Below are 25,244 nucleotides of genomic sequence, written 5' to 3'. Positions count from 1 at the left end.
TCTTACTCTTTTAGCTTTTTCATTATAAATTCATCTGGTTTTAAATATAGCAAATAGCCCTCAACCTCATCACTTTTTACAATATCTTTAATAGCTTTTACATAACTACGAACTTGAGTTTCATGCTCTTTTAGCTCTTCTTTTGTAGTTTTATAATCTAAAATATAATATCTATTCTCTTTTTGTAATAACAAGTCAATTATCTTTATTTCACCATTATAAATAATTGATTGTTCACTTGTAAAAGTTGCATCTTTTATTAATTCTTGAAAACTTTTATCTTCAAGCATTAAACTAACTCTATTTTCTATTTTTACAAAATCCTCTTTACTTAAGTAACTTGAATATTTAAATAGTGCTAAGGAGATTGATTTTTTTAAACTCTTTATAGTAAAGTCGCCTAACATTTCTAAACAATAATGAGTTGCCAAACCAAAATATCTATTATATAAAGAGTTAGAATAGTCACTCTCATCATCCTCTTTTTTTATAATATTATCTTGTGTACCTAAAGATAATGGATGATACTTTACTTTATCACTTTTTTCATAATTGATTGATTTTTTTGTACTTGCTATTAATTCGCCTATTTTTAAAGGTTTAATCCCTAATATATCAAAAACTGATTTATCTTTTTTCTTAAATATTATTAGATTTTGTTTAGCTCTTGTCAAAGCAACATACAAAATATTTAACTCATCATCAAAACTTAAAGCTTTCTCTTTTTGTAAAGCTTTTTTATAATCTTCATTATAATACTCTAAATTCTTAATCTTATAATAGATATTTTTTAAAAAGACTTCATCATATTCAAAAAGCAATGAACTTCTATCGGCATTTTTTCTTTTTATTCTATCAAGTAAAAATACTGTTTGAAACTCTAAACCTTTTGATTTAAAAATTGTAAGAATTTGTAATCCTGTTTGTTCACTATTTAAAATAGAAGCTTCAAGTTTATCTATTTCATATACAAAATCAACAATAGTTTCAAAAGAGCTTGATTCTTCTAAAAGTTTAATAACATTATCATCCATTACTTTTAAAGTTGTAGCAACTATTTTAATAACTTCTTGCAAACTATTTTTATACAAATCAACTTCTATTTCTAGTTTACTAAAAGGCTCTTTTCCTATAAGTGCATTTACATTTTGTCTATAAATCTCTTCTTTAAAATATAGATATTTAATCATATTTATAACAGCTTTTACATTCTCTTGATTAATAAGTTTTGAAGTCATTTCTGTGGAGATTTTTAAACTTGGAAACTTTTCACTCAAATATGAATATAAAGCTAATACATCAGAATTGGTATATGTCAAAATTGCAATATCATTGCTATTGACTCCTTTTTGTATTAATGAAGCTATTGCTGAAGCTATGTTTTTGAACTTTTCATCATCTTCATGTAAAGCATCATCTTCAAAAACTTCTACATAACCATCTTTATTTATTGATAACTGTTCATGATATTCATAGTTTGATAAGGGTAAAAATAAAGAGTTAACATAATTTACAATGTTTTCACAAGACCTAAAGTTTTTATTTAAAACTTCTACTTGTATTAAAGGATTAGTTCTTGCAACATAATCAAATAGCTCTCTTTTTCCACCTCTAAATCTATAAATAGACTGTTTTGTATCTCCCACATAAAAGAATGATTTTAACTTCTCTTTATTTCCAGATAATATCTCTTCTATTAACGGTTTTAAAATTTTATATTGTAAAAGTGAAGTATCTTGAAATTCATCAATTAATATATGTGAAAACTTTGAGTCTAATCTAAAATATAAAAACTCTTTATCTATTTTTGTTGATAAAAGTTCATAAACAATATTTGAAATGTCATTAAATTCTAAATAGTTTTTAGCTTTATTAAAAGAGAATTTAAACTCTTTAAAGCCATGAAAAAGTTCAAAAAGCCTACTTAAAGAGTAAGCTGAACGAAGCTTATAATAGTTCATGATTTCATGTTTTAAAGCACTAAAATGTGACTCTAAAACCTCATCTGAGAATTTTTTGAAGTAATTATAATCTTTTGCACTATCTTTTGTAAACCAATTTTTACTTAGCAACTCTTCAAAGTTTTCATAATCAACTGCTTTTTTTGCAGCATTTGAAGCAATGTCACAATTTAATACTAGCTCTTTTATTTTCATAGCATGTTTTAACGCTTCTTTTTTTTGTAAAGGAATAAGTGATGAATCAATATTTACTACTTCAATATCTTCATTTTTTTCCAACAGTAATTTAAAAAGCTCAAATAAAGAGTTAAACTTCTTATTTTCATACCATGAAAACTCAATTAATTTATCAAAACTTTCAAGTTCTAAAGACTCTAAAAACTTATAACTTAAAGTCTCTATATCATCTTGTTTTATATCAAAATCGTCACTAATACCTACATAGCCACAAAACTCTCTTAAAATTTTATTTACAAATTTATCAATAGTAAAAATTGATAAAGTTGCATTTACAAATTTTTTAACAAGTAAGTGTTTTTTTCCTAGTATCTGCTCTTTTGTTAATCCTGATTGAATCTGTATAGCATTTAAATATGCTTCATCATCACCTAATGTTTGCAAAGTTTTATAAATTCTTTCACTCATCTCATTTGCAGCTTTATTTGTAAATGTAAGTGTTAAGATTTCACTTGGATTTGCATCATTTAATAGTAGTGTTATATATCTTACAGTTAGTGCAAAAGTTTTACCACTTCCAGCACTTGCTTTTAATGCTAAATATTGTTTCATAAGTTAATAATACAAAAGAAATGTTAAATTTTCCCATATTTTAAATTTAATATTTCCTTATTTTATTATTTTAATGTTATTATTAAGATTACTATTTTTTTTGGAGTGAATATGCAGACAAAAAATAAGATTATCTTTCTTGTGATTTTTATTACATTCGCAATGTTTGTTTTACTAATTGCAAACTTAATCTATAATTTTAGGGATTATGGTGTAAAGAATATCGATGCAAAAGCTCAAGCTCTAGCAAAAACTATTGAACACTCACTAACTTCTCAAATGGTCACTGGTGTTATTGAAAACAGAGAGCTTTTCTTAAGTCAACTAGAAGACCTTCCAAATATTGATAAAATTTGGTTAAGTAGAGGACAAGATGTAGTTGATATGTTCGGAATTGGATTTAATAATGAAATCGCAAGGGATGATGTAGATAAAGAGGTTTTAAAAACAGGAGAAACAAAAAGAGTTATCACTGAAAATATCTTTTCTAAAAGTCATTATAGAATCACTATTCCATATATTGCCACAAGTCAAGGAAAAATTGACTGTATGAAGTGTCATACAAATGCTAAAGAGGGTGATACTTTAGGTGCAATTACTATTACTATGTCTATTGATGATTCAAAAGAAGTTGGAATTACAACAGTTACTCATACTGCAATAATTGCCCTTGTTTTAATGATTATAATTATATTTTTAATTAACTTTTTAATCTCTCCATTTTTAAGTTTATTTGATGAGATAAAAAAAGTTATGAATAAAGCACAAAGTGGAGATTATTCACATAGAATTGAGAATGCACAAGGTAAAGAAGCAAAAGATGTAGCTTCATGGATTAATGGATTATTAGAAAAACTTGAAATTACTCTTGATGCAATTGATTCTAAAATATCAATTTTCTTATCTGATAATTTAATTGAAGAGAAAGACCACTTAATAAATGTAAAAAATACAGTAGATAGATTATCTGATGTTTATAGATTTAGAAAAACAATTGAATATGATGAAACTTTAGATGAGATTTACTCAAGACTTGCTCATGTATTTAGAGATAAATTAGATATTAAAAACTTTAACTTCTTTGAATCAGATACAATCAACAATAAAATAGAAGTTGTATATGTACAAGAACAGATGTATTGTAATATTGTTGAGACTGGTTGTAGAGCGGATAGAACAAATACAATCATAGATTCAACACAATTTAAAGATGTTTGTTCATCTTGTGATAAATGTGATAATGTTAACTATTTTTGTATTCCTTATTCAATCTCTAATGAGCTTGATTTAATTGTCTCTATTTATACAGATTCAGTAAAAGAGACACAAAGAATAAGAGAAATTATTCCATATATTCAAGATTATATTGATTCTGCTAAAACTGTTATTGTAAGTAAAAAACTTATGAATATTCTGGAGCTTAATGCAAGAACAGACCCATTAACAGGACTATATAATAGAAAATATTTAGATGATTCAATAGATAAAATTACAGCACAAGCAACAAGAGCAAATGTTAAATTTGGTGTTTTAATGGTAGATATAGACCATTTTAAAATGGTAAATGATACATATGGACATGATGTGGGTGATAATGCAATAAAAATTGTAGCTGAAACACTAATTGAGAATACAAGAGAATCAGATATTATTGTAAGGTTTGGAGGAGAAGAGTTTATTGTTCTTTTATACAATTGTGATGAAAAAGCAGTAGAATCTCTTGCACTTAAAATTAAAAATGCTTTTGCTGAGAAAAAAATTCCAGCTGGAAGTACTACAATTTCAAAAACCATGAGTATTGGAACATCTATGTATCCAAAAGACAATAATAATGTAAAAGATTGTATCAAATATGCTGACTTAGCTTTATATGAAGCAAAAGAGACAGGAAGAAATAAAGTAGTAGCTTTCAAAGCTGAACTTTTACAGAAGTAGGAACTTTCCTACTTCTTTTACCTATTAAGTATCTTTTAGCTATAATAGGCCTTTTTAAATCATCCTAGGAAATATTATGCAAAAAAAATATCAAAAAGTTCAAGTCTTACTTGATGCTATTCCGCATATAAAAAAGTTTTATGGAAAAACTATTGTTATTAAATATGGTGGTTCGGCACAAACTTCACCAGAACTTCAAGAAAAGTTTGCAGAAGACATAGTATTATTAAAACTAGTAGGAATGAATCCTGTTATTGTACATGGTGGTGGAGCTAGAATCTCTGAACTACTTGAAAAATTAGGTATTGAATCTAAATTTGTTGATGGACATAGAGTTACTAGTGAACAAACAATGAGAATAGTTGAGATGGTTTTAAGTGGAGATATAAATAAAAATATAACTTCACTTTTAAATTATCATGGAGCAAAAGCTATTGGTATTTCAGGGAAAGACTCATCTATTATTAAAGCTATGCCTAAAGAAGATGGTAAGTTTGGATATACAGGTGTTGTAACAGAAGTTAATGGTCAACTAATAAATAACCTTGTAAAAGAGGGTTTTATTCCAGTAATTGCTCCTATTGCCGATAGTGCAAAACCAAATCATCCTGGGTTTAATATAAATGCAGATGTAGCAGCAAGTAAAGTTGCAAGTGCCATAAATGCTCAAAAAGTACTATTTTTAACAGATACAAAAGGTGTATTAGATAAAGAAGGTAAACTTTTAAACTCACTTGATAAAAGTGATGTAAATAAATACAAAAAAGATGGAACAATTGCAGGTGGTATGATTCCAAAGGTTGATTCATGTATAGATGCTATTTATAATGGTGTAAATAAAGCACATATTATTGATGGAAGAGTTGAACACTCTATTCTTTTAGAACTATTTACTAGTGATGGAATTGGAACACAGTTTGTTAGAAAAGATGGAAATAACAACGGAATAGATATAGAAAAACTATTAAACGAAATTTAGAGGGAAAAAATGAACTTTATAGAAACAAGAGGAAATGATAAAGTAAAACCGTGTGAAGTTACTTTTAGTGAAGCAATTTTAAATCCAAGTGCTTCTTTTGGAGGGCTTTATGTACCAAAAGAACTTCCAAAACTTGAAGAAGATTTTTTGAAAAAGCATTTAAAAAGTAATTATAAAGAGCTTGCTTTTGATATATTAAAAGCTTTTGAAATTGATATTAGTGATGAACAAATAAATGAAGCCTTAGCTTTATATGATAAGTTTGATAATCCTTCAAATCCTTGTCCTGTTGTAAAAGTAAAAGATGATTTATTTGTACATGAACAATACCATGGTCCAACAAGAGCTTTTAAAGATATGGCTTTACAGCCTTTTGGTTCTATTCTTTCTTCAATTGCAAAAAACAAAGATGAAAAATATCTAATTTTAGCTGCAACAAGCGGAGATACAGGGCCAGCTGCTCTTAATACTTTTAAAAATAAACAAAATATAAAAATTGCTTGTATGTATCCAGATGGAGGAACATCTGATGTTCAAAGACTACAAATGGTTTGTGAAGATGGACAAAATCAAAAAGTTATTGGAATAAAAGGTAACTTTGATGATGCACAAACAGCTTTAAAAAATCTATTATCTTCTGAATCTTTTAAACAAGAGTTAGAAAATGATGGTATTAAACTAAGTGCTGCAAACTCTGTAAATTTTGGAAGAATCATATTTCAAATCATATACCATTTTCATTCATATTTAGAGCTACTAAGACAAGAAGAGATTGAATATAAACAGAAGATATATTTAGTAGTTCCAAGTGGAAATTTTGGTAATGTTCTTGGAGGATATTATGCAAAAAAAATGGGACTTCCAATTGAAAAACTATTGGTTGCATCAAATGAGAATAATATTTTAACAGAATGGATTAATACTGGTGTTTATGATATTTCTAATAAAGAGTTAATTCTTACAAAATCTCCAGCAATGGATATATTAAAATCTTCAAATATTGAAAGAGTTATGTATGATTTATATGGAGCAAAAAGAACAAAAGAACTATTTGATAACCTAAATGAAAATAGTAAATTTGAGCTAACTAAAGAAGAGACTAAAATGCTTCAAGATGAGTTTTTAGCTATAAACTCAGATGATAAATATGGAGCTAAAATAATAAAACAATTTTTAGACCAAGGGTACTTAATGGACCCTCATACAGCTACTTGTTTAAAAGCGTATGAGAACCTAAGAGAAAAAGATTTAAAAACTGTTATTTACTCAACAGCAGAGTGGACAAAATTCTCTCCAACAGTATTAAATGCTCTAAAACAAGATAATAAAACTTATGCAGATAAAGAGGCATTAGAAGAGATTTCTACTAAATATAATGCTAGTTTACCTCAAAGCATAAAAAAATTATTTTCTTCTAAAATAATTCATGATTCTGTAATAGATAAACAGAATATTGAAAAAGAAATCGTAAAATTTATTAGAGAGTAAGCTACTCTCTAATAACAAAATCTTATAATTTTTATGTGTATTTTTATCACAAAACTTACAATACCTTTCTCAATTTGACTTGTGTCATAACACTTTAAGAAAATTAACAATATAATAAATGAATTTTATTTTAAAATAAGGAAGATAAATGTCTAACGAAACAAATAGACGGGATTTTCTTGGATACACTTTTGCTGCAGTTGCTGCAGTTGGAGGTGCCGCTTCTTTAGTTGGGATGAAGAAAGCATGGGACCCACTTCCAAGTGTTTTAGCTAGTGGATTTACTGAGGTTGACCTTAGTGGAATCAAAGCTGGTGAACCAAGTACAATCATGTGGAGAGGTAAGCCGATTTTTGTTCTTAAAAAAACAGCTGAAATGGAAAGTTCAAGTAGAGACTTAGTAGTTGGTGAAGATAGATTTACAATTGCTATTGGATTATGTACTCACTTAGGATGTATTCCTGCATGGAAAAAGAACATGTGGAAATGTGCATGTCATGGTGGGGAGTTTAATGCTAGTGGTAAACAAACATTTGGACCTCCTCCAAGACCTCTTGATTTACCTCCATTTAGTGTTTCTGGAACTACTCTTGTTTTAGGTGAAGAGGGACCAGAATACAAAAAAATCGCTGCAGCGATGAAGGCGTAAGGAGTTAATTTATGGCAAAATTTACGAAAGCAAACTCTGTTGGTGAGTGGTTAGATCAAAGATTAAATACTACTACACTTAACAAAGTTTTAATGACTGAGTATTGGATTCCAAAAGATATTAACTTCTTATGGGCAATGGGTGTATTACTAGCTACTACTTTTGGTATTTTAGTAATTTCTGGAATTTTCTTAATGATGTACTACAAGCCAGATGTGAATTTAGCATTTGACTCTGTAAACTATACAATTATGCAAGAAGTTGCATATGGTTGGTTATTTAGACATATGCACGGTGTTGCTGCTTCTGTTGTATTTTTAATCATCTATATTCACATGTTAACAGGTATCTACTATGGTTCTTATAAACAAGGTAGAGAGATGATTTGGATTTCAGGTATGTTATTATTTGTTACATTCTCTGCTGCTGGATTCTCTGGATATATGTTACCATGGGGACAAATGTCTTACTGGGCGGCAATGGTTATTACTAACCTTTTTGGTGGTGTACCATTTATCGGTGATGCATTAGTTGTATGGATTAGAGGTGACTTTAATGTTGCTGATGCTACATTAACAAGATTCTTTATGTTACACGTATTTTTATTACCAATTGTTATTATGGGTATTATTGTACTTCACTTCTATACATTAAGAATTCCTCACGTTAATAATCAAGAGTCTGAAGATATTGATTATGATGCTGAGGCTGAAAAGTATTTAAGTGGAAATAAAAAAGAGTCTAAAGTTATTCCATTTTGGCCAGTATTTATCTCTAAAGATTTAGCTGTACTTGGAATTTTCTTGATATTCTATTTTTATTTAGTATTCTTCCATTACAATTTTGCAATGGACCCAGTAAACTTCGACCCTGCTGATAACATGGTTACTCCAGCGCATATTTATCCTGAGTGGTATTTCTTATGGTCATATGAAGTATTAAGAGGTTTCTTCTTTGATGTTGGACCTATTAAAGCATTTGATATTGGTCTTGCTGCATTTGGATTTGCAAACGTTATCTTCTTTATCTTACCATTCTTAGATAGAGATCCTGAAGTATTACCAGCTCATAAAAGACCTGGATTTAATATTTGGTTCTGGATTTTAATGGTTGACTTAATTGTATTAACTGTATATGGTAAACTACCTCCAACAGGTATTAACGCATGGGTAGGATTTGTATCTGCTATGGTATTTATAATTCTATTTATTCTTTTACCAATTATTACAAAAGCTGATGCTAAAAAGAGAGGTGCATAATGAGAGAATTAAAAATATTAGCAGTAGTAGTAGTATTTACTCTTATTACTTATTGGGGAGTTGAGCCATTTGCTCACTCACAAATGCACCCTCATGTTGAGCCAGCTGATTATGAGTTCAAAGATGTTGATGGATTAAATGGATTACAAGGTAATGCTACAAATGGTGCAGCATTAGTTCAAGCTAACTGTACTGCTTGTCACTCTATTGAAAAAGAGGGATTCCCTCCTGTAATGGATGATGCAACTTCTGCTGCAAGCTATGGAGTTGTTCCACCAGATTTAAGTACTGCTGGGAAAATTTATAATGCAGATTATTTAGCTGCATTTATTAAAGACCCTGCAAAAGCTTCAAAAGTTGAGCATAAATTTAAAGATGGAAGAATTCATCCAATGCCAGGTTACTCTTGGATGAAACCACAAGAGATTGCAGATATGGTTGCTTATTTACAATCAATTGCACCTGAAAAGATGTCAAACAAAGAAGTGTTTGTTGATGCTTGTCAAAGATGTCATGGTATTAAATATGGAGATATGAAAGGTGGTACAATGGCTGCTAAAACTCCTAATGAAAATATCAAAGCATATATGGGTAAACTACCTCCTGATTTATCTCAATATATCAGAAGTAGAGGTGAGTCATACTTACATACATTTGTTAATGACCCTCAAAAACATTTAGAGGGAACTGCTATGCCTAGAGTTGGTTTAACTCAAGATGCAGAGCAACAAGTTATAGATTATATGGAACAAGTTGGTGATTCTAAAAAAGCAGAAAGAGAGGCTTTAGGGCCTAAATTCTTAATTTATTTAGTTATTCTTGCAATTTTTGCTTGGTTATGGAAAGCAAAAATTTGGAGAGAACTACACTAATAGTTTTTATATAAACAAAAGGTCTAGATACATATCTAGGCCTTTTTTTATGCCTGCTACAATTCTACAAATAACTTTTTTATTTTTTTCAATTATTAAATTTTTTTATAAAACTTAAGTACTGTTTAACAGATTAAATAGTAACATAATTGTAACAAAAATTAAAGGGACAAAAATGAAGTTAGGAAAAATCGTATTAGCATGTACATTAGCATTTGGTGTGGCTAGTGCACAAGATGTTATGCAGAAATCTATGTCTATTATGGAACAAGGAATGACTCAAATTCAACAAGGTTTTTTAAATAACAATATTGAATTAATTAGAAGTGGTGCTAAACTTGTTCAAGATGGAAATAAATTATTTTCTGATGAAAAAATCATTGCTAAATATTTACCAAAAGATAAAAAACATATGGTAAATGTTGCATCTAATGCTTCTAAAAGAATTACTTTAGATATTAATATTTTAGAGCTAAATTTAGATGATAAAGCATATTTAAATGCTGCAAATGCATACTCAGATATCTTAAATGCATGTTCAAGATGTCACTCTATAGTTAGAAGTTGGTAAGGGTAAAAAGATAAACTATCTTAAGTTTATCTTTTTATTAAATTAATATTTTTGCAGCAACAGCTGTAATAGCTGTTTGAGACTTTAAAATTAAATTTGTATTAAATCCTACAATTTTATTCTTATTAAAACTTTCAACCTCTTTACTTGAAAATCCACCTTCACATCCTATTATAATCGTTTTAATACTATTTTTATTATCCTCCACCAAGTTTTGAGAAAAATTAAGCATATAAGCATCAGGGTTGTCTTTTATAAACTCTTCTAAACTTAATGCTGTATCTAATCTAATAATATCACTTCTTCCACACTGTTGAGAAGAGTTTAAAAGTATTTTGTTCATCTTCTCAAAATTTAATTTAAAGTTGTTTTGTGAATATTCACAAGGTATAAAAGTTATTTTTGCAACTCCTAATTCATTTAAATATGAAAGCTCTTTTTCCACAGTTTTAGGGTCAACAATACACCAAGCAATATGTAAAATCTTATTAGCTCTTACTATATTGTGTTTTGAAGATTTAAGCTTTAACAAGGCGCTTCTTCTATCAATTGTTTCTATTTCATAAAAGTATAAAAACTCATCTTCTAAGTTCCTAAAAGCAATCTCTTGTCCTACCTTATGTCTTCTTGCTTTAATTAAGTGTTTAAAACTATCATTTTCCAATTTAATTATCTCATTTTTTGCTTCTGCATGATAAGTAAATTGCATTTAAAATACCTTTGAAATAATATAAACAGCTACTAATACACTTAGTTCTATTGTGTATATTTTTTTAGCATAAGGTATAAACTCTTCTTGTAGTTTAGTGTCTGTTGATTTTATTACTCTCATTTTTTTATATCTTTTTATTTCAATTACTAATAAAAAGATTGATGCTGCAATCATAAGAATTACGGTAAAGCTAAAATGATGAGCATAAGCAGAAACAATTGCTCCTGTGTACATTATCACTGCATTTGACAAGTGATATAAAGGAGTCATAATCTTTAATCTTTTCCCTAATTTTACAAAATTTTTAACTGTTACTAAACTGTAAAAATTAAAAAGTATAATTATTAAGAAAAAATATATCGCATAAACGTGAGTTGTAACTGCTTCTTGCATAATTTCCATTGTTTATCTCTCTTTTAAAAAATTTTGGTATTATAGCAAACTTGTCATAAGGTATTAGTAAAGGAATTAAATGGCTTTTAGCGTTAATGAAACATTAAATATTATTGAGAATTTGAAGGTTGATTTAAAATTTGAAATCATACCAATTGAAGAGAGTATTAATAGAGTTTGTGCAAAAGATATTTATGCAACTTCTGCTCTACCAAAATTTGATAACTCAGCAATGGATGGTTATGCTATTAGATTTGAAGATAGAAATAATCCATTAGAAGTTATAGATACAATTTTTGCAGGAGATAATAATACTATTGAACTTAAAGAAAATTGTTGCGTTAAAATAATGACTGGAGCTAGAGTTCCTAAAAATACAACAGCTATAATACCTAAAGAAGAGACAAAAAAACATAATAATAAAATATCAATAACAAAAGATGTAAAAGAGTTTCAACATATTAGATATATTGGTGAAGATATTAGTTTAAATGAACTTTTACTAAAAAAAGGTGATAGAATCAATTTCGCAAAAATCACCCTACTTTCATCTCAAGGTTTTTCACATATAAAAGTATATAAAAAACCAAAAATTGCTATTTTTGCATCAGGAGAAGAGTTAAAGCTTCATTATGAAAAAATTGAGGATTATCAAATTTATAATTCAAATACTCCTACATTTTTAGCAAGAGCAATTGAACTTGGCTGTGAAGTTACTTTTATGGGACAAGCAAAAGATAGTGTTGATTCTATTAAAGAGCTAATTGAAAACTCTTTAGATGCTGATTTAATTGTTACATCAGGTGGTGTAAGTGTAGGAGATGCTGATTTTACAAAAGAGGCATTTAATACTTTAGACTTTAAAACAATTATTGATGGAATCTATGTAAAACCAGGTAAACCAACAGTTTTTGGAAAAATTAAAGATACTTATATCTTAAACTTACCAGGTAATCCATTAGCTTCAGCACTTATTTTTGAACTTTTTGGAAAAGTTATTTTACAAAAATTAAGAGGTTCAAGAAATATTTTTCATAATTTTATATTAGGAAAAATATCAGAAGAGTTAAAAAATAAAAAAAGAACAACAATTATTCCAGGTGATTTTGATGGAGAATATTTTACTCCTTCACAAAAAAGAGCACCAGGTATGGTAAATGTCCTTTCAAATGCAAATAGTATGATTGTAGTAGATGAAAAAAAAGATGAACTATTAAAAGATGAACAAATTAAAATCTTACCAATAAATTGGAAATTTTTTACAGATGTAAAAAAGGATTTTTTAACAAAATGAAAAAAAGAGCAGTTTGTATATTAAGTGGAGGAATGGACTCTACATTGGCATCATACATGGCAAAAGATGAAGGTTATGATATTATTGCCGTTCACTTTAATTATGGACAAAGAACAGAGAAAAGAGAGCTTAAAGCATTTAGAGATATTTGTGAAGATTTGCAAATTAAAGAAAAATATGAAATTGATATTCCATTTTTTACTCAAATTGGAGCAAGTGCATTAACAGATAAATCTATTGATGTTCCAGTAGATGGACTTGAATCTGGTGTACCAATTACATATGTACCTTTTAGAAATGGTATTTTTTTATCAATTGCAACTGCAATTGCTGAAAAAGAGAGTGCTAATGCACTTTTTATTGGAGTGGTTGAAGAAGATAGTTCAGGTTATCCAGACTGTACAGATGATTTTATAAAATCAATTACAAATACAATTAATGTAGGTACAAAAGAAAGTACTGTACTTGAAATTAAAACACCTTTAGTTCATCTAATGAAAGATGAAATTGTTTTAAAAGCACTTGAATTAAATGTTCCATTAAACCTTACTTGGTCTTGTTATAAAGAAGAAGAAGAGGCATGTGGAGTTTGTGATAGTTGTAGATTAAGACTTAATGGATTTAAAAAAGCAAATAGTGAAGATAAAATTCCTTATAAGGTAAAATAATGCACTGGAAAATATCAAAAGAGTTTGATTTTTGTTATGGTCATAGGGTTTGGTCTCAAACATTAAATACTGATTTTTCATTGGATGGGTGCTTAAAATGTAGACATTTACATGGACATCAAGGAAAAATCTTAGTATATTTAGAATCTAAAGAGCTAAAAGATGGTATGGTAACTGATTTTAAGCATCTTAATTGGTTTAAATCTTTTATTGATAATGTACTTGACCATAAATTTATTTTAGATATAAATGACCCACTATTTGATACTTTATTGCCAAAAGTAAAAAAGAGTGAATTAATAAAGTTTGAACAAGGTTATTACTTAGTTGATTTAACAAAATTCTCAAATGACGAACACTATATTAAAGAGCTTTATGAAGGTTATGTGTTGGTTGATTTTGTTCCAACTAGTGAAAATCTTTCAGCATGGTTTTTACAAATTGTTCAAAATAAGATGCATAATTTAGGAATAAAAGTATCCCATATAGAGTTTTTGGAAACACCAAAAAGCAAAAGTACTTTTTATGCTTGAAGTAAATGAAATTTTTGGACCTACAATTCAAGGAGAAGGTAAAAGAGTAGGAACTTCATCTGTATTTATACGTTTTGGTAAATGCAATTTTAGATGTGAAGGCTTTGCCGTTGAATATGAGACTCCAAGTGGTATAAAAAAGTGTGCATGTGATTCTTATTATGCAGTTGATTTAGCATTTAAAGACCAATGGCATACTTTTTCTACTTCTAAAGAGCTAATAGAAGAAGTGAATAATTTTCTTCCTTCTTATAAATGTGATATTGTTATCACAGGAGGTGAACCTCTTTTATATTGGAAAAATGAAGAGTTTCAAAAAACTTTAGAATACTATATTTCAAATAATTATCATGTAACAATAGAAACAAATGCATCATTAAATATAGATATAACAAAAGATTATCAAAAAAAGATACTTTTTTCTATGAGTGTAAAACTAAGTAACTCTTTAGAGCCTTTAAAAAAGAGAGTAAATATAAAAACTTTAAGCAACATAATAAATAAATGTGAAGATAAATATCTTAAATTTGTAGTAAATAAAGACTTCTTATCACAAGCAAATAGTGAAATAGAAGAGATACTTAAACAACTTCCTAAAGTAGAAGTCTATCTTATGCCAATGGGAGATAATGCACAACAAATGAATGAAAATAGTGAATCTGTAATTAACCTAGCTTTAGAGAAAGGGTTTAAATATTGTGATAGATTACATATTCGCGTTTGGGACAATAAAAGAGGTGTTTAAAGTTGGACTCTATTCAAAAAAATGAAACCTTTGAATTAGATAGTTTAAAATGCTTAAGAACTGAATACTTTTTAAATGAGTGTGATTTATGTTTTTCAAGGTGCAATTTTGATGCTTTAGGTTTACTAAATGAAAAAATTAAACTTTTTGATAAAAGATGTACACAGTGTGCAGATTGTGTAGGAGTTTGTCCTACACATGCACTAAAAATTAATAGTTTTGATATAAATAATTTTATTTATAACTTTATAAATTCAAATAAAAATATTATAAAAGAAAGAGATGATATACCATCTTTTGGAATGTTAAATTGTACTTATCTAATAATTTTAGTAATAAATAAACCTAAACTAATTTTAGAGTATGATAAAGAAAAAAATAATTTTTTCTATTTACAAAATATATATAAACAAACAAAAAATATTTTAAAATATTTTAATTATAACTTTTATATAGAATTTAAAAAAATAGATAGAAAAAAAGATTTTAAAAATTTTGTAAATAAAAATCTATTTAAATCTATTTTAAAAAATAAACAAAAGAGTTTTATTTTAAATCAAATAAAACCTCAAATAAAAGATTTATTGATAAAGAACTTAAAAAAAGTATCTAAAGGTTATGAAAAAACAAAATTAAATATTGAAAACTCTACACTATTTTTTAACAAAACAATAGATAAAAATAGATGTACAAACTGTTTAGATTGTGTAAATTTATGTCCTACAAATGCTATTTTTCAAAATAGCAATAAAAATGAAATTGTTTTTAATAGTTTTAATTGTGTAGGATGCCATATATGCAATGATATTTGTAAAGAGAAAGCTTTACATAATAGTGATTATATTCAAATAGAAGATTATATAAATAAGAAAAACAAAACTTTAATTAAATTTTTTTATAAGTAATAGCTAACTGCTTTTTTCTTTCTTTATAAAAATGGTGTTATAATTGCGCCTTAATGTAAAAAAGGATAATAAACCATCTAGTTTTACTTGGAATATATTTAATTACGTGAAAGGAATAAAATGAAATTTAGTGGTAAAAATGTATTAGTTACTGGTGCTAGTAGAGGTATTGGTGCACAAATAGCTAAAACATTAGCAACACACGGATTGAAAGTGTGGATTAATTATAGAAGTGGAGCTGATGCTGCAGAAAAAATAAAAGAAGAGATTGAAGCAGAAGGTGGGAATGCTGCTATTATCAAAGCTGATGTAACAATAGAAGATGAGTTTAATGCTGCTATAAAAACTATTATTGATGCAGATAATGAATTATCATATTTAGTAAACAATGCTGGTATTACTAAAGATAAACTAGCATTAAGAATGTCTGTTGATGATTTTAATGATGTTATTAATGCAAATTTAACTTCTGCATTTATTGGTTGTAAAGGTGCATTAAAAGCAATGGGTAAAAAAAGATTTGGTTCTGTTGTTAATATCTCTTCAATTGTTGGAGAGATGGGAAATGCTGGGCAAACAAACTATTCTGCTTCAAAAGGTGGATTAAATGCAATGACTAAATCTTTTGCAAAAGAAGCTGCTGCAAGAGGGATAAGATATAATGCAGTAACTCCTGGATTTATTCAAACTGACATGACTGATGAGTTAAAAGATGAAATAAAAGCAGAATATGAAAAAAATATTCCTTTAAGTAGATTTGGTCAAGCAAGTGAAATAGCTGATGCAGTAGCATTTTTATTAAGTGACCATTCAAGCTATATCACAGGAGAAATCCTAAAAGTAAATGGTGGTTTATACGTTTAATTTTCGCTAAAAAAATGTTTAAAAGAATTTTTAAAATCTTTTTGGCTATAATACGATGATAATTTTATAAAAGGAAAAAATATGGCATTATTAGATGATGTAAAAGAAGTAGTAGTAGAGCAACTTGATTGTGATATTGCAGAGATCAAAGAAGATTCTAAATTTATCGAGGATTTAGGAGCAGACTCTTTAGACGTAGTTGAATTAGTTATGGCTTTAGAAGAGAAGTTTGATATCGAAATCCCTGATGAAGATGCAGAAGGTATCCAAACTGTTGCTGATGCTATTAAATACATCGAAGAGCACGCGTAATTTTAACTTTTGGAATAAAAAGCTAGCTTTCTAGCTTTTTATTTTGCTTTTATATTTAAAATCTTGAGTTTTTATTGAAAATTGAATATTTTAAATAAGATATAAATACAAGAAACGGAGCATAATTAATGAGAAGAGTTGTTGTAACTGGTTTAGGTACTATTAATTCTGTAGGAAACAACGTTGAGGAGTCTTTTAAAGCTGTAGTTGAAGGTAAGTGTGGTATTGAAAAAATTACACTTTTTGATGCTTCAGAGTATCCTGTACAAATTGCTGGTGAAGTAAAAGATTTTGATCCAACAGAAGTAATGGACAAAAAAGAGGTTAAAAAGGCTGATAGATTTATTCAATTGGGTATAAAAGCTGCTAAAGAAGCTATGAAAGATGCAAATTTCATTACAGATGAAAATAAAAAAGTAGATGAATCAATTGCTCATAGATTTGGGATTATTTCAGCATCTGGTATAGGTGGACTTGGAACTATTGAAAAAAATTCGGTAGTTTGTCAATCAAGAGGTCCTAGAAGAATTTCACCATTTTTCATACCTTCATCACTAGTAAATATGCTTGGTGGTTTTATCTCTATTGAGCATGGATTAAAAGGTCCTAGTTTATCACATGTTACTGCTTGTGCAGCTTCAACACATGCACTATCTGATGCAGTTAAAACAATTGCAACAAACGGTGCAGATAGAGTTTTAGTTGTTGGTGCTGAAAGTGCAATTTGTGGTGCTGGGGTTGGTGGATTCGCATCAATGAAAGCATTAAGTGCTAGAAATGATGACCCACAAACAGCTTCAAGACCATTTGACAAAGACAGAGATGGATTTGTAATGGGTGAAGGAGCTGGTGCATTAGTTCTTGAAACATTAGAATCTGCACAGCAAAGAGGTGCAAAAATCTATGCTGAAGTTATTGGTTTTGGAGAAAGCGCTGATGCAAATCATATTACTGCTCCTGTAATTGATGGTCCATTAAGAGCTATGAAAGCAGCTCTTGAAATGGCAAAGGCAAATCTTGGTGAAGATATAAAAGTTGACTATATCAATGCTCATGGTACATCAACTCCTGTTGGAGATGCAAATGAATCTAAAGCAATTGTAGAACTTTTTGATGGTATTGAAAATTGCCCTCCTGTTACGTCAACAAAAGGACAAGTTGGTCACTGTTTAGGTGCAGCTGGTGCAATAGAAGCTATTTTTACATTAAAAGCATTAACAGAAGGAGTTATTCCTCCAACTATTAATCTTATAAATCCTGATGAGGAATGTAAACTTGATTTTGTTCCAAATAAGTCAAGAGAAGCCCAATTAACTACAGTAATGAGTAATAACTTTGGATTTGGTGGAACAAACGGTTCTATTATTTTCAAGAAATTTATAGACTAATAAACACTCTTAAGAAGGATTTTCCTTCTTAAAAAAAGGAATATATTTGGCAACTTATCTAGATTTTGAAAACAAAATACAACAGATTGAAGAAGACATTTTAGTTGCAAAAAGCCGTGCAGATGAACATGCCGTTGAGATCTTAGACAAAAAACTAAAAAAAGAAGTAGAAAAAACTTTTAAAAATTTAAATGATTATCAAAAACTACAACTTGCAAGACATCCAGACAGACCTTATGCTCTTGATTATATAAGAGGTTTACTTACTGATGCTTATGAACTACATGGAGATAGACATTATAATGATGATAATGCTATTATTTGTTATTTAGGATATATTGGTGAGCAAAAAGTAATGGTTATTGGTGAGCAAAAAGGTAGAGGAACTAAAAACAAACTAAAAAGAAACTTTGGTATGCCAAGCCCTGAAGGATATAGAAAAGCCTTAAGATGTGCAAGAATGGCTGAAAAATTCAATATTCCAATTCTTATGTTAGTTGACACTCCAGGTGCATATCCAGGAATTGGAGCAGAAGAGAGAAACCAAAGTGAAGCAATTGCAAAAAACTTATATGAATTCTCAAACCTTAAAACACCTACTATTTCAGTAGTAATTGGTGAAGGTGGTTCAGGTGGTGCCCTTGCTATTTCAGTAGCCGATAAACTTGCAATGATGAGATATTCAGTTTATGCAGTTATTTCTCCTGAAGGTTGTGCTGCTATTTTATGGAATGACCCAGCACAAGCAGAAACTGCAGCAAATTCACTTAAGATTACAGCAGAAGCATTAAAAGATTTAGATTTAATTGATGATGTAATAAATGAGCCATTAATTGGTGCCCATAGACAAAAAGAAGAAGCAATTCAAGCTTTAGGTGATTATTTTTTAAATACTCTTGAAGAGTTAAAAAATCAAACAACTGCACAAAGACTTGAAAAAAGATATGAAAAACTTATGAATTTAGGAAAATTCGAAGATAGCAAAAAGTAGTAAAAACTACTTTTTAGCTCCTACAAGTCGTCCTACATACTCTCCTGCTAATAAATGCATATGTAAATGATGAACTTCTTGACCACCATGGTCTTTAATATTTGTAATTAATCTGTATCCATCTTCTCTTACACCTAGTTTATCAGCAACTTTATGAATAAATTCTGTCATATTTGCCATTAATTGTGCAGGAATTACATCAAATGAATCATAATGTTTTTTTGGAATAATTAGCACATGAATTTTAGCTGCTGGATTAATATCATGAAAACATAAAAACTCATCATTTTCAAGAACTGTATTATTTGGTATTTCACCATCTATAATTTTACAAAATAGACACATATTACTTCCTTTTTATTTTATCAAAATATTATAACCAAACTCTAATAAATTATTAAGTATAATCCCTACACTTTAGAAAGAACGATTGAACAGGAGAAAGTTAAGTGAAAGTATGGATTGAAAAAATTAATAATGCTAATTCACTTGAAGAGTTAGAATCTTTAAGGGTTGATACACTAGGGAAAAAAGGTGTTTTAACTAAAGAGTTTGCAAAACTAAAAACTATACCAAATGAAGAGAAAAAAGCTTTTGCTCAAAACTTAAATGAGCAAAAAATTGCATTAAATGAAGCAATAGACACAAAAAAAGAAGTACTTGAAAAAGAGGCTTTAAACAAAAAACTTGAAAGCGAAATAATAGATGTAACTAGATTTAACAATGAGTTATCATGTGCTTCAGTTCATCCAGTAATTGATACAATGGATAGAATCATAACTTATTTTCAAAATCTAAACTTTGCAGTTGAAGAGGGACCTTTAGTAGAAGATGATTTTCACAATTTTGAGGCTTTAAACCTTCCTAAATACCACCCTGCAAGAGATATGCAAGATACTTTTTACAATAAAGATTTTACAGTATTAAGAACACACACTTCTCCTGTGCAAATTAGAACAATGTTATCACAAAAGCCACCAATTAGAATGATAGCACCTGGTACTGTATTTAGAAGAGATTTTGATTTAACTCATACACCAATGTTCCACCAAGTAGAAGGATTAGTAGTAGATAGTGCAGATAAAATTTCATTTGCTAACTTAAAGCATGTGTTAGTTGAGTTCTTACAACATATGTTTGGTGAAGTAGAAGTTAGATTTAGGCCATCATTCTTCCCTTTTACAGAACCAAGTACAGAAGTTGATATATCTTGTGTATTTTGTAAAGGTGATGGATGTAGAGTATGTTCACACACAGGATGGCTTGAAGTTCTTGGATGTGGTGTAGTTGACCCTAATGTATTTAAAGCAGTTGGATATGAAAATGTTTCTGGTTATGCCTTTGGTTTAGGTGTTGAAAGATTTGCAATGCTTATACATAATATTGGAGATTTAAGATCTCTATTTGAAAGTGATTTAAAATTATTAGGACAGTTTAAATGATAGTTACAAGAAAATGGTTAGAAGAGTTTATTGATATTTCAAAGATTTCTACTGACGACATCTGTAAAACACTTAACTCAATTGGACTTGAAGTTGATAGTTTACAGAAAGTAAGAATTGCTTCTAAAGTTGTAGTAGGAAAAGTTTTAGAAAAAAAGAAACATCCAGATGCAGATAAATTGAATATTTGCCAAGTTGATATTGGAGAAGAAACTGTACAAATAGTTTGTGGTGCAAAAAATGTAGCAGAAGGTCAGTATGTTCCAGTTGCAACAGTAGGCTGTAAATTAAGTGATGATTTTAAAATAAAAAAAGCAAAACTAAGAGGTGTAGAATCAATTGGAATGATTTGTTCATCTACTGAATTAGGTTTACCAAAACTAAATGATGGGATTTTAGAGCTTGATAACTCTATTGGAAAATTACAAATTGGTAAAGAACTAAAAGAGTATCCTTTAATCAATGATGATATTATTGAAATTGAGCTTACTGCAAATAGAGGTGATTGTCTAAGTATAAATGGTGTTGCAAGAGAATTAAGCGCTTATTATAATATCAATATTATTGAAAAAGAGAAAAAAATTGACAATAACGATTTGGGAATTGGACAATTCTTAGAAGTTGAATGTGAAAGTGCTGTTAACAGTTCATTACTATTTAAAGCTATTGATTTTAGTGATTTTAAACTGCCTGTATTGCATAAATTAAGAGTTGGAACAATAGAAAAATATCAAGAAAATGATATAAAAGATGCGATTTCATACTCTACACACTCATATGGAGTAGTTTTAAATGCATACGCAAATGAAGATACAGATAAACAAAATTCTTTATCAGTACTTCATGTAAAAAAAGACAAAGATGGTTTTGATAATGTATTTGGAAAAGAGCTTTTAAGTACAGTTGGTGTTGAACATAAAAATTCAGATACAAATGATGATATTTTTATAGTTGAAGCTTCTTATATTAATCCAGAAAAATTAGCTAAAAAAGTATTTGAGACTAAAAGAAAAACTGGAGATATTTATTATAGAACATCAAGAGGAAGTGAGCCAAATATAAAACAAGGAATTGATTGTTTTACAACTTTTGTATCAAAACATGGAGCAAAGATTTATAATGGTTCTGAAGCTTTTGTTGAAGATATAGAAAGAAAATACTTAGATATAAATATAGATAAGATAAACTCAATTATTGGTCAAGATATACCAAAAGCAGAGATTGAGAATATTTTAAACGCTTTAGGTTTTGAAGTAAAAGAAGGATTAAATAATGTATTTTCAATTCAAATTCCTTTACATAGACACGATATAAAAAATATTGCAGATGTAACTGAAGAAATAGTAAGAATAGTTGGAATTGACAATATTCAAGCTAAACCTTTAGCAATTGAAGAGGTTAATAGATTTAATCAAACATCAGCAAACTTAATTAAAAGAAACAAAATAAGAAGAAAAGCAATAGAAAATGGTTTTTATGAAACATTAACTTATTTATTCTCAAATAAACAGAACCTACAAAAATATGGTTTTGCTGTTGTAAAAGATGAGTTAGATATTTTAAATCCAATTGTAAATGAGTTAAATACTTTAAGAACAACAATTTTATTAAATTTAGTGGAAGCTTGTTCAAATAACTTTAAACAAAATGTAAAAAGTGCATCATTTTATGAAATTGGTAAGGTTATAGATGAGAATAGGCAAGAAAGCTATAAAATCTCTTTTATACATAGTGGAGCAAAAGAGCAAGAGAGCTTTACAAACGCTGGAAAACCTGAAAATATTGATTTCTTTGAGTTTGCAAAAAGAGTTTTAAACTCAATTGGTAAATTTGATTTAGAACCTATGCAAAAAATTACAAATAGTTTTATTCATCCTTACCAAAATGCAAATGTAATAATTGATGGTCAAGAAGTAGGATTCATCTGTAAACTTCATCCAAGTATTGCCCAAGAGTATGATTTACCTGATACTTTTATTGCAGAAATTGATTTTGATAAAATCAAAGATGAATTAGTAAAAGTTCATGCAACATCAAAATTTCAAGTATCAAGAAAAGATTTAAGTATAATTGCACCAAAAGATATGCCTTATGCAAAAATTAAAAAAGTTATAAACTCAATAGAAGATAAAAATATAAAACAGTTTAATTTAATTGATATTTATAGTGATGAAAAACTTGAAAACAATGAAAGTTTAACTATTAGATTTGTTTTACAAAATGACGAAAAAACATTAGAAGAAGATGATATAACTTCTACAATGAATACTATTTTAGAAAAACTTAATCAAGAGCTAAATATTGGACTAAGAGACTAAAGGAACAAAGTGGAAACATTAAACATAAATAGAATTGGTAAACCTTTTGATATTACAATTGATACAATAAGTAGTGACAAATCAATCTCACATAGATGTGCAATGTTTTCACTATTTTCAGACAAAACATCATATATAAAAAACTATCTTACAGCTGAGGATACTTTAAATACTTTAAGTATTGTAGAACAACTTGGAGCAAAGATTATAAAAGATGGTTCAAATATACAAATTACTCCAACAAAACAGTTAACAGAACCAAGTGATGTATTAGATTGTGGAAACTCAGGTACTGCAATGAGACTTTTTTGTGGTTTACTAGCAAGTGTAGATGGAGCTTTTACTTTAACAGGGGACAAATATCTAAGAGCTAGACCTATGAAAAGAGTAGCAGAACCTTTAAGAAGTATTGGAGCAAAAATTGATGGTAGAGAAGATGGAAATAAAGCTCCTTTATTTATAAGAGGAGATAAACTTAAAGCATTTAAGTACCAATCACCCGTAAACTCTGCACAAGTAAAATCTGCTATGATTTTAGCTGCTTTAAAAGCAGAAGATACATGTAAATATAAAGAAGAAGAGTTAACAAGAGACCATACAGAAAGAATGTTAAAAGGTATGGGAGCAGATATAACTTTAGATAAACAAGGATATATTAATATTAAGCCATTAAATGGATACTTAAAACCTCTTAATATTACCGTACCAACGGATCCTTCATCAGCATTCTTTTTTGCAGTTGCTGCAGCAATAAATCCAAACTCAAAAGTTACAATAAAAAATGTAACTTTAAATCCTACAAGAATTGAAGCTTATAAAATTCTTGAAAAGATGGGAGCACAGGTTGAGTATATTGAAAAAGAGAATATTTATGAACCAATTGGAGATATTATTGTTAAACACAAAGAACTAAAAGGTGTAGAAGTAAAAGATAATATCTCATGGCTAATAGATGAATTGCCTGCTTTATCAATTGCAATGAGTTTAGCAAAAGGTAAATCTAAAGTTATAAATGCAAAAGAGCTTAGAGTTAAAGAGAGTGATAGAATATCTTCTGTAGTAGAAAATTTAAAACTTTGTGGTGTTGAATATACAGAGTTTGAAGATGGTTATGAAATAGTTGGTGGAACAATCAAAAAAGCCACAATTAATTCTTATGGTGACCATAGAATTGCAATGAGTTTTGCAATTGCAGGAACTATATGTGATATGGATATAAAAGATACTCAATGTATTCAGACATCATTTCCAAACTTTAAAAAGATACTTGACACCCTATACTAAGGAAAATTATGCAAGTTAAATTAGCTTCAAGTTATGGTTTTTGTTTTGGAGTAAAAAGAGCTATAAAAATCGCAGAGTCATATGAAAACTCTGCAACAATGGGTCCTTTAATACATAATCAAAATGAGATTGATAGATTAAAAAACAACTTTAATGTAGGTTTATATAATAATCTTGAAGAAGTAAAAAAAGATGATACAGTAATTATTAGAACACATGGTATTCCAAAAGATGATTTAAAAAACCTAAAGAAAAATAAAGCTGCAAAAGTCATAAATGCCACTTGTCCTTTTGTTACAACTCCCCAACAAATTGTAAAAAAAATGTCAAAAGAGAACTACTCAATTTTAATCTTTGGAGATAGCACTCATCCTGAAGTAAAAGGAGTAAAATCTTATGGTGAAGACCAAGAAGATGTACATGTTGTAATGAGTGTAAAAGACTTAAATAATATAAAATTCAAACATGATAAAATTGCAACTGTTGCTCAAACTACAAAGAAAAAAGAGGTTTATTTAGAAATAGTAAATGCACTTATTTTAAAGAATAAAGAAGTAAGAGTATTTAATACTATTTGTGATGCTACATTTGAGAACCAAGATGCAGCAAGAGACCTATCTAAGGAGGTTGATGTAATGATTGTAATTGGAGGAAAAAACTCTTCAAATACAAAACAACTTCAAGCTATATGCCTAGAAAACTGTCCTGATTCTTACTTAATTGAAAACTCAAAAGAGTTAAACTCTAATTGGTTTAAAAATAAAAAAATCTGTGGAATAACAGCTGGTGCTTCAACACCGGATTGGATTATACAAGAAGTAGTAAATCAAGTAGAAAAAATCTAACTTAAAATTTTTAGTTTAAGCCAGTTTTAGATATAATCTTCCCATTT

The 25,244-nt window shown here is 28.5% G+C and carries 25 protein-coding genes; 20 read left to right on the top strand and 5 right to left on the bottom strand.

Translation table 11 applies throughout. The features are described from left to right. Positions 1 to 2 precede the first annotated feature (2 nt). Positions 3 to 2,750 (bottom strand): RecB-like helicase, encoded by a 2,748-nt coding sequence (locus CP960_RS05275; RefSeq protein ID WP_101184370.1) that lies wholly within the window; start codon positions 2,748 to 2,750, stop codon positions 3 to 5. Between the two features lie 111 nt (positions 2,751 to 2,861). Here CP960_RS05275 and CP960_RS05270 point away from each other — a divergent pair, with 111 nt between their 5' ends. The 7 genes from CP960_RS05270 to CP960_RS05240 all read left to right on the top strand — a co-directional run bounded on the left by CP960_RS05270 (position 2,862) and on the right by CP960_RS05240 (position 10,503). Further along, positions 2,862 to 4,685 (top strand): GGDEF domain-containing protein, encoded by a 1,824-nt coding sequence (locus tag CP960_RS05270; protein WP_101184369.1) that lies wholly within the window; start codon positions 2,862 to 2,864, stop codon positions 4,683 to 4,685. Positions 4,686 to 4,761: 76 nt separating this feature from the next. Then, positions 4,762 to 5,664: an acetylglutamate kinase gene (gene argB, locus CP960_RS05265; protein ID WP_101184368.1), complete on the top strand. Its 903-nt coding sequence runs from the start codon at positions 4,762 to 4,764 to the stop codon at positions 5,662 to 5,664. Positions 5,665 to 5,673: 9 nt separating this feature from the next. After that, positions 5,674 to 7,152, top strand: coding sequence for a threonine synthase (gene thrC / locus CP960_RS05260; protein WP_101184367.1), 1,479 nt, complete (start codon positions 5,674 to 5,676; stop codon positions 7,150 to 7,152). A 148-nt stretch (positions 7,153 to 7,300) separates the two neighbouring features. Then, positions 7,301 to 7,801, top strand: coding sequence for a Rieske 2Fe-2S domain-containing protein (locus tag CP960_RS05255; RefSeq protein ID WP_101184366.1), 501 nt, complete (start codon positions 7,301 to 7,303; stop codon positions 7,799 to 7,801). 11 nt (positions 7,802 to 7,812) lie between these two features. Further along, positions 7,813 to 9,060 (top strand): cytochrome b, encoded by a 1,248-nt coding sequence (locus CP960_RS05250; RefSeq protein WP_101184365.1) that lies wholly within the window; start codon positions 7,813 to 7,815, stop codon positions 9,058 to 9,060. Beyond that, complete coding sequence (locus CP960_RS05245; RefSeq protein WP_101184364.1) at positions 9,060 to 9,932, top strand: c-type cytochrome; 873 nt, start codon at positions 9,060 to 9,062, stop codon at positions 9,930 to 9,932. Before CP960_RS05250 ends, CP960_RS05245 begins: the two co-directional genes overlap by 1 nt. A 175-nt stretch (positions 9,933 to 10,107) precedes the next feature. Beyond that, positions 10,108 to 10,503, top strand: coding sequence for a hypothetical protein (locus CP960_RS05240; protein WP_101184363.1), 396 nt, complete (start codon positions 10,108 to 10,110; stop codon positions 10,501 to 10,503). Positions 10,504 to 10,540: 37 nt separating this feature from the next. Here the strand turns inward: CP960_RS05240 and CP960_RS05235 are convergent, their stop codons facing one another. Together CP960_RS05235 and CP960_RS05230 are read right to left on the bottom strand one after the other, a co-directional pair. Next, on the bottom strand, positions 10,541 to 11,212 hold the full coding sequence (locus CP960_RS05235) for a 16S rRNA (uracil(1498)-N(3))-methyltransferase (protein WP_101184362.1): 672 nt from the start codon (positions 11,210 to 11,212) through the stop codon (positions 10,541 to 10,543). Continuing rightward, on the bottom strand, positions 11,213 to 11,617 hold the full coding sequence (locus CP960_RS05230) for a hypothetical protein (protein ID WP_101184361.1): 405 nt from the start codon (positions 11,615 to 11,617) through the stop codon (positions 11,213 to 11,215). It lies immediately after the preceding gene. Positions 11,618 to 11,687: 70 nt separating this feature from the next. Here CP960_RS05230 and CP960_RS05225 point away from each other — a divergent pair, with 70 nt between their 5' ends. From CP960_RS05225 to fabG, 6 genes are all read left to right on the top strand, one after another. Further along, positions 11,688 to 12,902, top strand: a complete 1,215-nt coding sequence (locus CP960_RS05225) for a molybdopterin molybdotransferase MoeA (RefSeq protein WP_101184360.1) — start codon at positions 11,688 to 11,690, stop codon at positions 12,900 to 12,902. Then, complete coding sequence (queC, locus tag CP960_RS05220; protein WP_101184359.1) at positions 12,899 to 13,570, top strand: 7-cyano-7-deazaguanine synthase QueC; 672 nt, start codon at positions 12,899 to 12,901, stop codon at positions 13,568 to 13,570. Before CP960_RS05225 ends, queC begins: the two co-directional genes overlap by 4 nt. Further along, positions 13,570 to 14,103, top strand: coding sequence for a 6-carboxytetrahydropterin synthase (locus CP960_RS05215; protein ID WP_101184358.1), 534 nt, complete (start codon positions 13,570 to 13,572; stop codon positions 14,101 to 14,103). Before queC ends, CP960_RS05215 begins: the two co-directional genes overlap by 1 nt. Further along, positions 14,096 to 14,848: a 7-carboxy-7-deazaguanine synthase QueE gene (locus CP960_RS05210; RefSeq protein ID WP_101184357.1), complete on the top strand. Its 753-nt coding sequence runs from the start codon at positions 14,096 to 14,098 to the stop codon at positions 14,846 to 14,848. The genes CP960_RS05215 and CP960_RS05210 overlap by 8 nt, the downstream gene beginning before the upstream one ends. 2 nt (positions 14,849 to 14,850) lie before the next feature. Beyond that, positions 14,851 to 15,753 (top strand): 4Fe-4S dicluster domain-containing protein, encoded by a 903-nt coding sequence (locus CP960_RS05205; protein ID WP_101184356.1) that lies wholly within the window; start codon positions 14,851 to 14,853, stop codon positions 15,751 to 15,753. A gap of 120 nt (positions 15,754 to 15,873) precedes the next feature. Next, the gene (fabG, locus tag CP960_RS05200; protein WP_101184355.1) at positions 15,874 to 16,617 is read left to right on the top strand and encodes a 3-oxoacyl-ACP reductase FabG; all 744 of its coding nucleotides are present in this window, start codon (positions 15,874 to 15,876) and stop codon (positions 16,615 to 16,617) included. Here fabG and CP960_RS14085 read toward each other — a convergent pair. After that, complete coding sequence (locus CP960_RS14085; RefSeq protein ID WP_409454880.1) at positions 16,614 to 16,766, bottom strand: hypothetical protein; 153 nt, start codon at positions 16,764 to 16,766, stop codon at positions 16,614 to 16,616. The two genes, fabG and CP960_RS14085, sit on opposite strands and share 4 nt — an antisense overlap. Between CP960_RS14085 and acpP the strand changes: the two genes are divergently transcribed. The 3 genes from acpP to accA all read left to right on the top strand — a co-directional run bounded on the left by acpP (position 16,699) and on the right by accA (position 19,308). Beyond that, positions 16,699 to 16,929: an acyl carrier protein gene (gene acpP, locus CP960_RS05195; protein ID WP_079578278.1), complete on the top strand. Its 231-nt coding sequence runs from the start codon at positions 16,699 to 16,701 to the stop codon at positions 16,927 to 16,929. The genes CP960_RS14085 and acpP overlap by 68 nt on opposite strands. A 128-nt stretch (positions 16,930 to 17,057) precedes the next feature. Then, positions 17,058 to 18,317, top strand: a complete 1,260-nt coding sequence (locus CP960_RS05190; protein WP_101184354.1) for a beta-ketoacyl-ACP synthase II — start codon at positions 17,058 to 17,060, stop codon at positions 18,315 to 18,317. A gap of 46 nt (positions 18,318 to 18,363) precedes the next feature. Then, positions 18,364 to 19,308 (top strand): acetyl-CoA carboxylase carboxyl transferase subunit alpha, encoded by a 945-nt coding sequence (gene accA, locus CP960_RS05185; protein ID WP_101184353.1) that lies wholly within the window; start codon positions 18,364 to 18,366, stop codon positions 19,306 to 19,308. Between the two features lie 6 nt (positions 19,309 to 19,314). Here the strand turns inward: accA and CP960_RS05180 are convergent, their stop codons facing one another. Further along, positions 19,315 to 19,653: a histidine triad nucleotide-binding protein gene (locus CP960_RS05180; protein WP_101184352.1), complete on the bottom strand. Its 339-nt coding sequence runs from the start codon at positions 19,651 to 19,653 to the stop codon at positions 19,315 to 19,317. 104 nt (positions 19,654 to 19,757) lie between these two features. Between CP960_RS05180 and pheS the strand changes: the two genes are divergently transcribed. From pheS to CP960_RS05160, 4 genes are read left to right on the top strand one after another with little or no spacing between them, the layout of a single operon-like run. After that, positions 19,758 to 20,750 (top strand): phenylalanine--tRNA ligase subunit alpha, encoded by a 993-nt coding sequence (gene pheS, locus CP960_RS05175; protein ID WP_101184351.1) that lies wholly within the window; start codon positions 19,758 to 19,760, stop codon positions 20,748 to 20,750. After that, on the top strand, positions 20,747 to 23,068 hold the full coding sequence (gene pheT / locus CP960_RS05170) for a phenylalanine--tRNA ligase subunit beta (RefSeq protein ID WP_101184350.1): 2,322 nt from the start codon (positions 20,747 to 20,749) through the stop codon (positions 23,066 to 23,068). Before pheS ends, pheT begins: the two co-directional genes overlap by 4 nt. Positions 23,069 to 23,077: 9 nt before the next feature. After that, a complete protein-coding gene (aroA, locus tag CP960_RS05165; protein ID WP_101184349.1) occupies positions 23,078 to 24,352 on the top strand; it encodes a 3-phosphoshikimate 1-carboxyvinyltransferase in 1,275 nt (424 codons plus the stop codon). Positions 24,353 to 24,360: 8 nt separating this feature from the next. Beyond that, entirely contained in the window at positions 24,361 to 25,197 is an 837-nt protein-coding gene (locus tag CP960_RS05160) for a 4-hydroxy-3-methylbut-2-enyl diphosphate reductase (protein ID WP_101184348.1), read from the top strand. Positions 25,198 to 25,244: the final 47 nt, after the last annotated feature.

Source organism: Malaciobacter halophilus (assembly GCF_002837275.1).
GTDB lineage: Bacteria > Campylobacterota > Campylobacteria > Campylobacterales > Arcobacteraceae > Malaciobacter > Malaciobacter halophilus.
The sequence above is the reverse complement of the archived record's forward strand: the minus strand, read 5'-3'. Positions and strand labels throughout refer to the sequence as shown.

Coding starts and splice junctions, on each gene's coding strand:
- CP960_RS05275 (WP_101184370.1), bottom strand. CDS start 2,750: ATGAAACAATATTTAGCATTAAAAGCAAGTGCTGGAAGTGGTAAAACT.
- CP960_RS05270 (WP_101184369.1), top strand. CDS start 2,862: ATGCAGACAAAAAATAAGATTATCTTTCTTGTGATTTTTATTACATTC.
- argB (WP_101184368.1), top strand. CDS start 4,762: ATGCAAAAAAAATATCAAAAAGTTCAAGTCTTACTTGATGCTATTCCG.
- thrC (WP_101184367.1), top strand. CDS start 5,674: ATGAACTTTATAGAAACAAGAGGAAATGATAAAGTAAAACCGTGTGAA.
- CP960_RS05255 (WP_101184366.1), top strand. CDS start 7,301: ATGTCTAACGAAACAAATAGACGGGATTTTCTTGGATACACTTTTGCT.
- CP960_RS05250 (WP_101184365.1), top strand. CDS start 7,813: ATGGCAAAATTTACGAAAGCAAACTCTGTTGGTGAGTGGTTAGATCAA.
- CP960_RS05245 (WP_101184364.1), top strand. CDS start 9,060: ATGAGAGAATTAAAAATATTAGCAGTAGTAGTAGTATTTACTCTTATT.
- CP960_RS05240 (WP_101184363.1), top strand. CDS start 10,108: ATGAAGTTAGGAAAAATCGTATTAGCATGTACATTAGCATTTGGTGTG.
- CP960_RS05235 (WP_101184362.1), bottom strand. CDS start 11,212: ATGCAATTTACTTATCATGCAGAAGCAAAAAATGAGATAATTAAATTG.
- CP960_RS05230 (WP_101184361.1), bottom strand. CDS start 11,617: ATGGAAATTATGCAAGAAGCAGTTACAACTCACGTTTATGCGATATAT.
- CP960_RS05225 (WP_101184360.1), top strand. CDS start 11,688: ATGGCTTTTAGCGTTAATGAAACATTAAATATTATTGAGAATTTGAAG.
- queC (WP_101184359.1), top strand. CDS start 12,899: ATGAAAAAAAGAGCAGTTTGTATATTAAGTGGAGGAATGGACTCTACA.
- CP960_RS05215 (WP_101184358.1), top strand. CDS start 13,570: ATGCACTGGAAAATATCAAAAGAGTTTGATTTTTGTTATGGTCATAGG.
- CP960_RS05210 (WP_101184357.1), top strand. CDS start 14,096: ATGCTTGAAGTAAATGAAATTTTTGGACCTACAATTCAAGGAGAAGGT.
- fabG (WP_101184355.1), top strand. CDS start 15,874: ATGAAATTTAGTGGTAAAAATGTATTAGTTACTGGTGCTAGTAGAGGT.
- acpP (WP_079578278.1), top strand. CDS start 16,699: ATGGCATTATTAGATGATGTAAAAGAAGTAGTAGTAGAGCAACTTGAT.
- CP960_RS05190 (WP_101184354.1), top strand. CDS start 17,058: ATGAGAAGAGTTGTTGTAACTGGTTTAGGTACTATTAATTCTGTAGGA.
- CP960_RS05180 (WP_101184352.1), bottom strand. CDS start 19,653: ATGTGTCTATTTTGTAAAATTATAGATGGTGAAATACCAAATAATACA.
- pheT (WP_101184350.1), top strand. CDS start 20,747: ATGATAGTTACAAGAAAATGGTTAGAAGAGTTTATTGATATTTCAAAG.
- CP960_RS05160 (WP_101184348.1), top strand. CDS start 24,361: ATGCAAGTTAAATTAGCTTCAAGTTATGGTTTTTGTTTTGGAGTAAAA.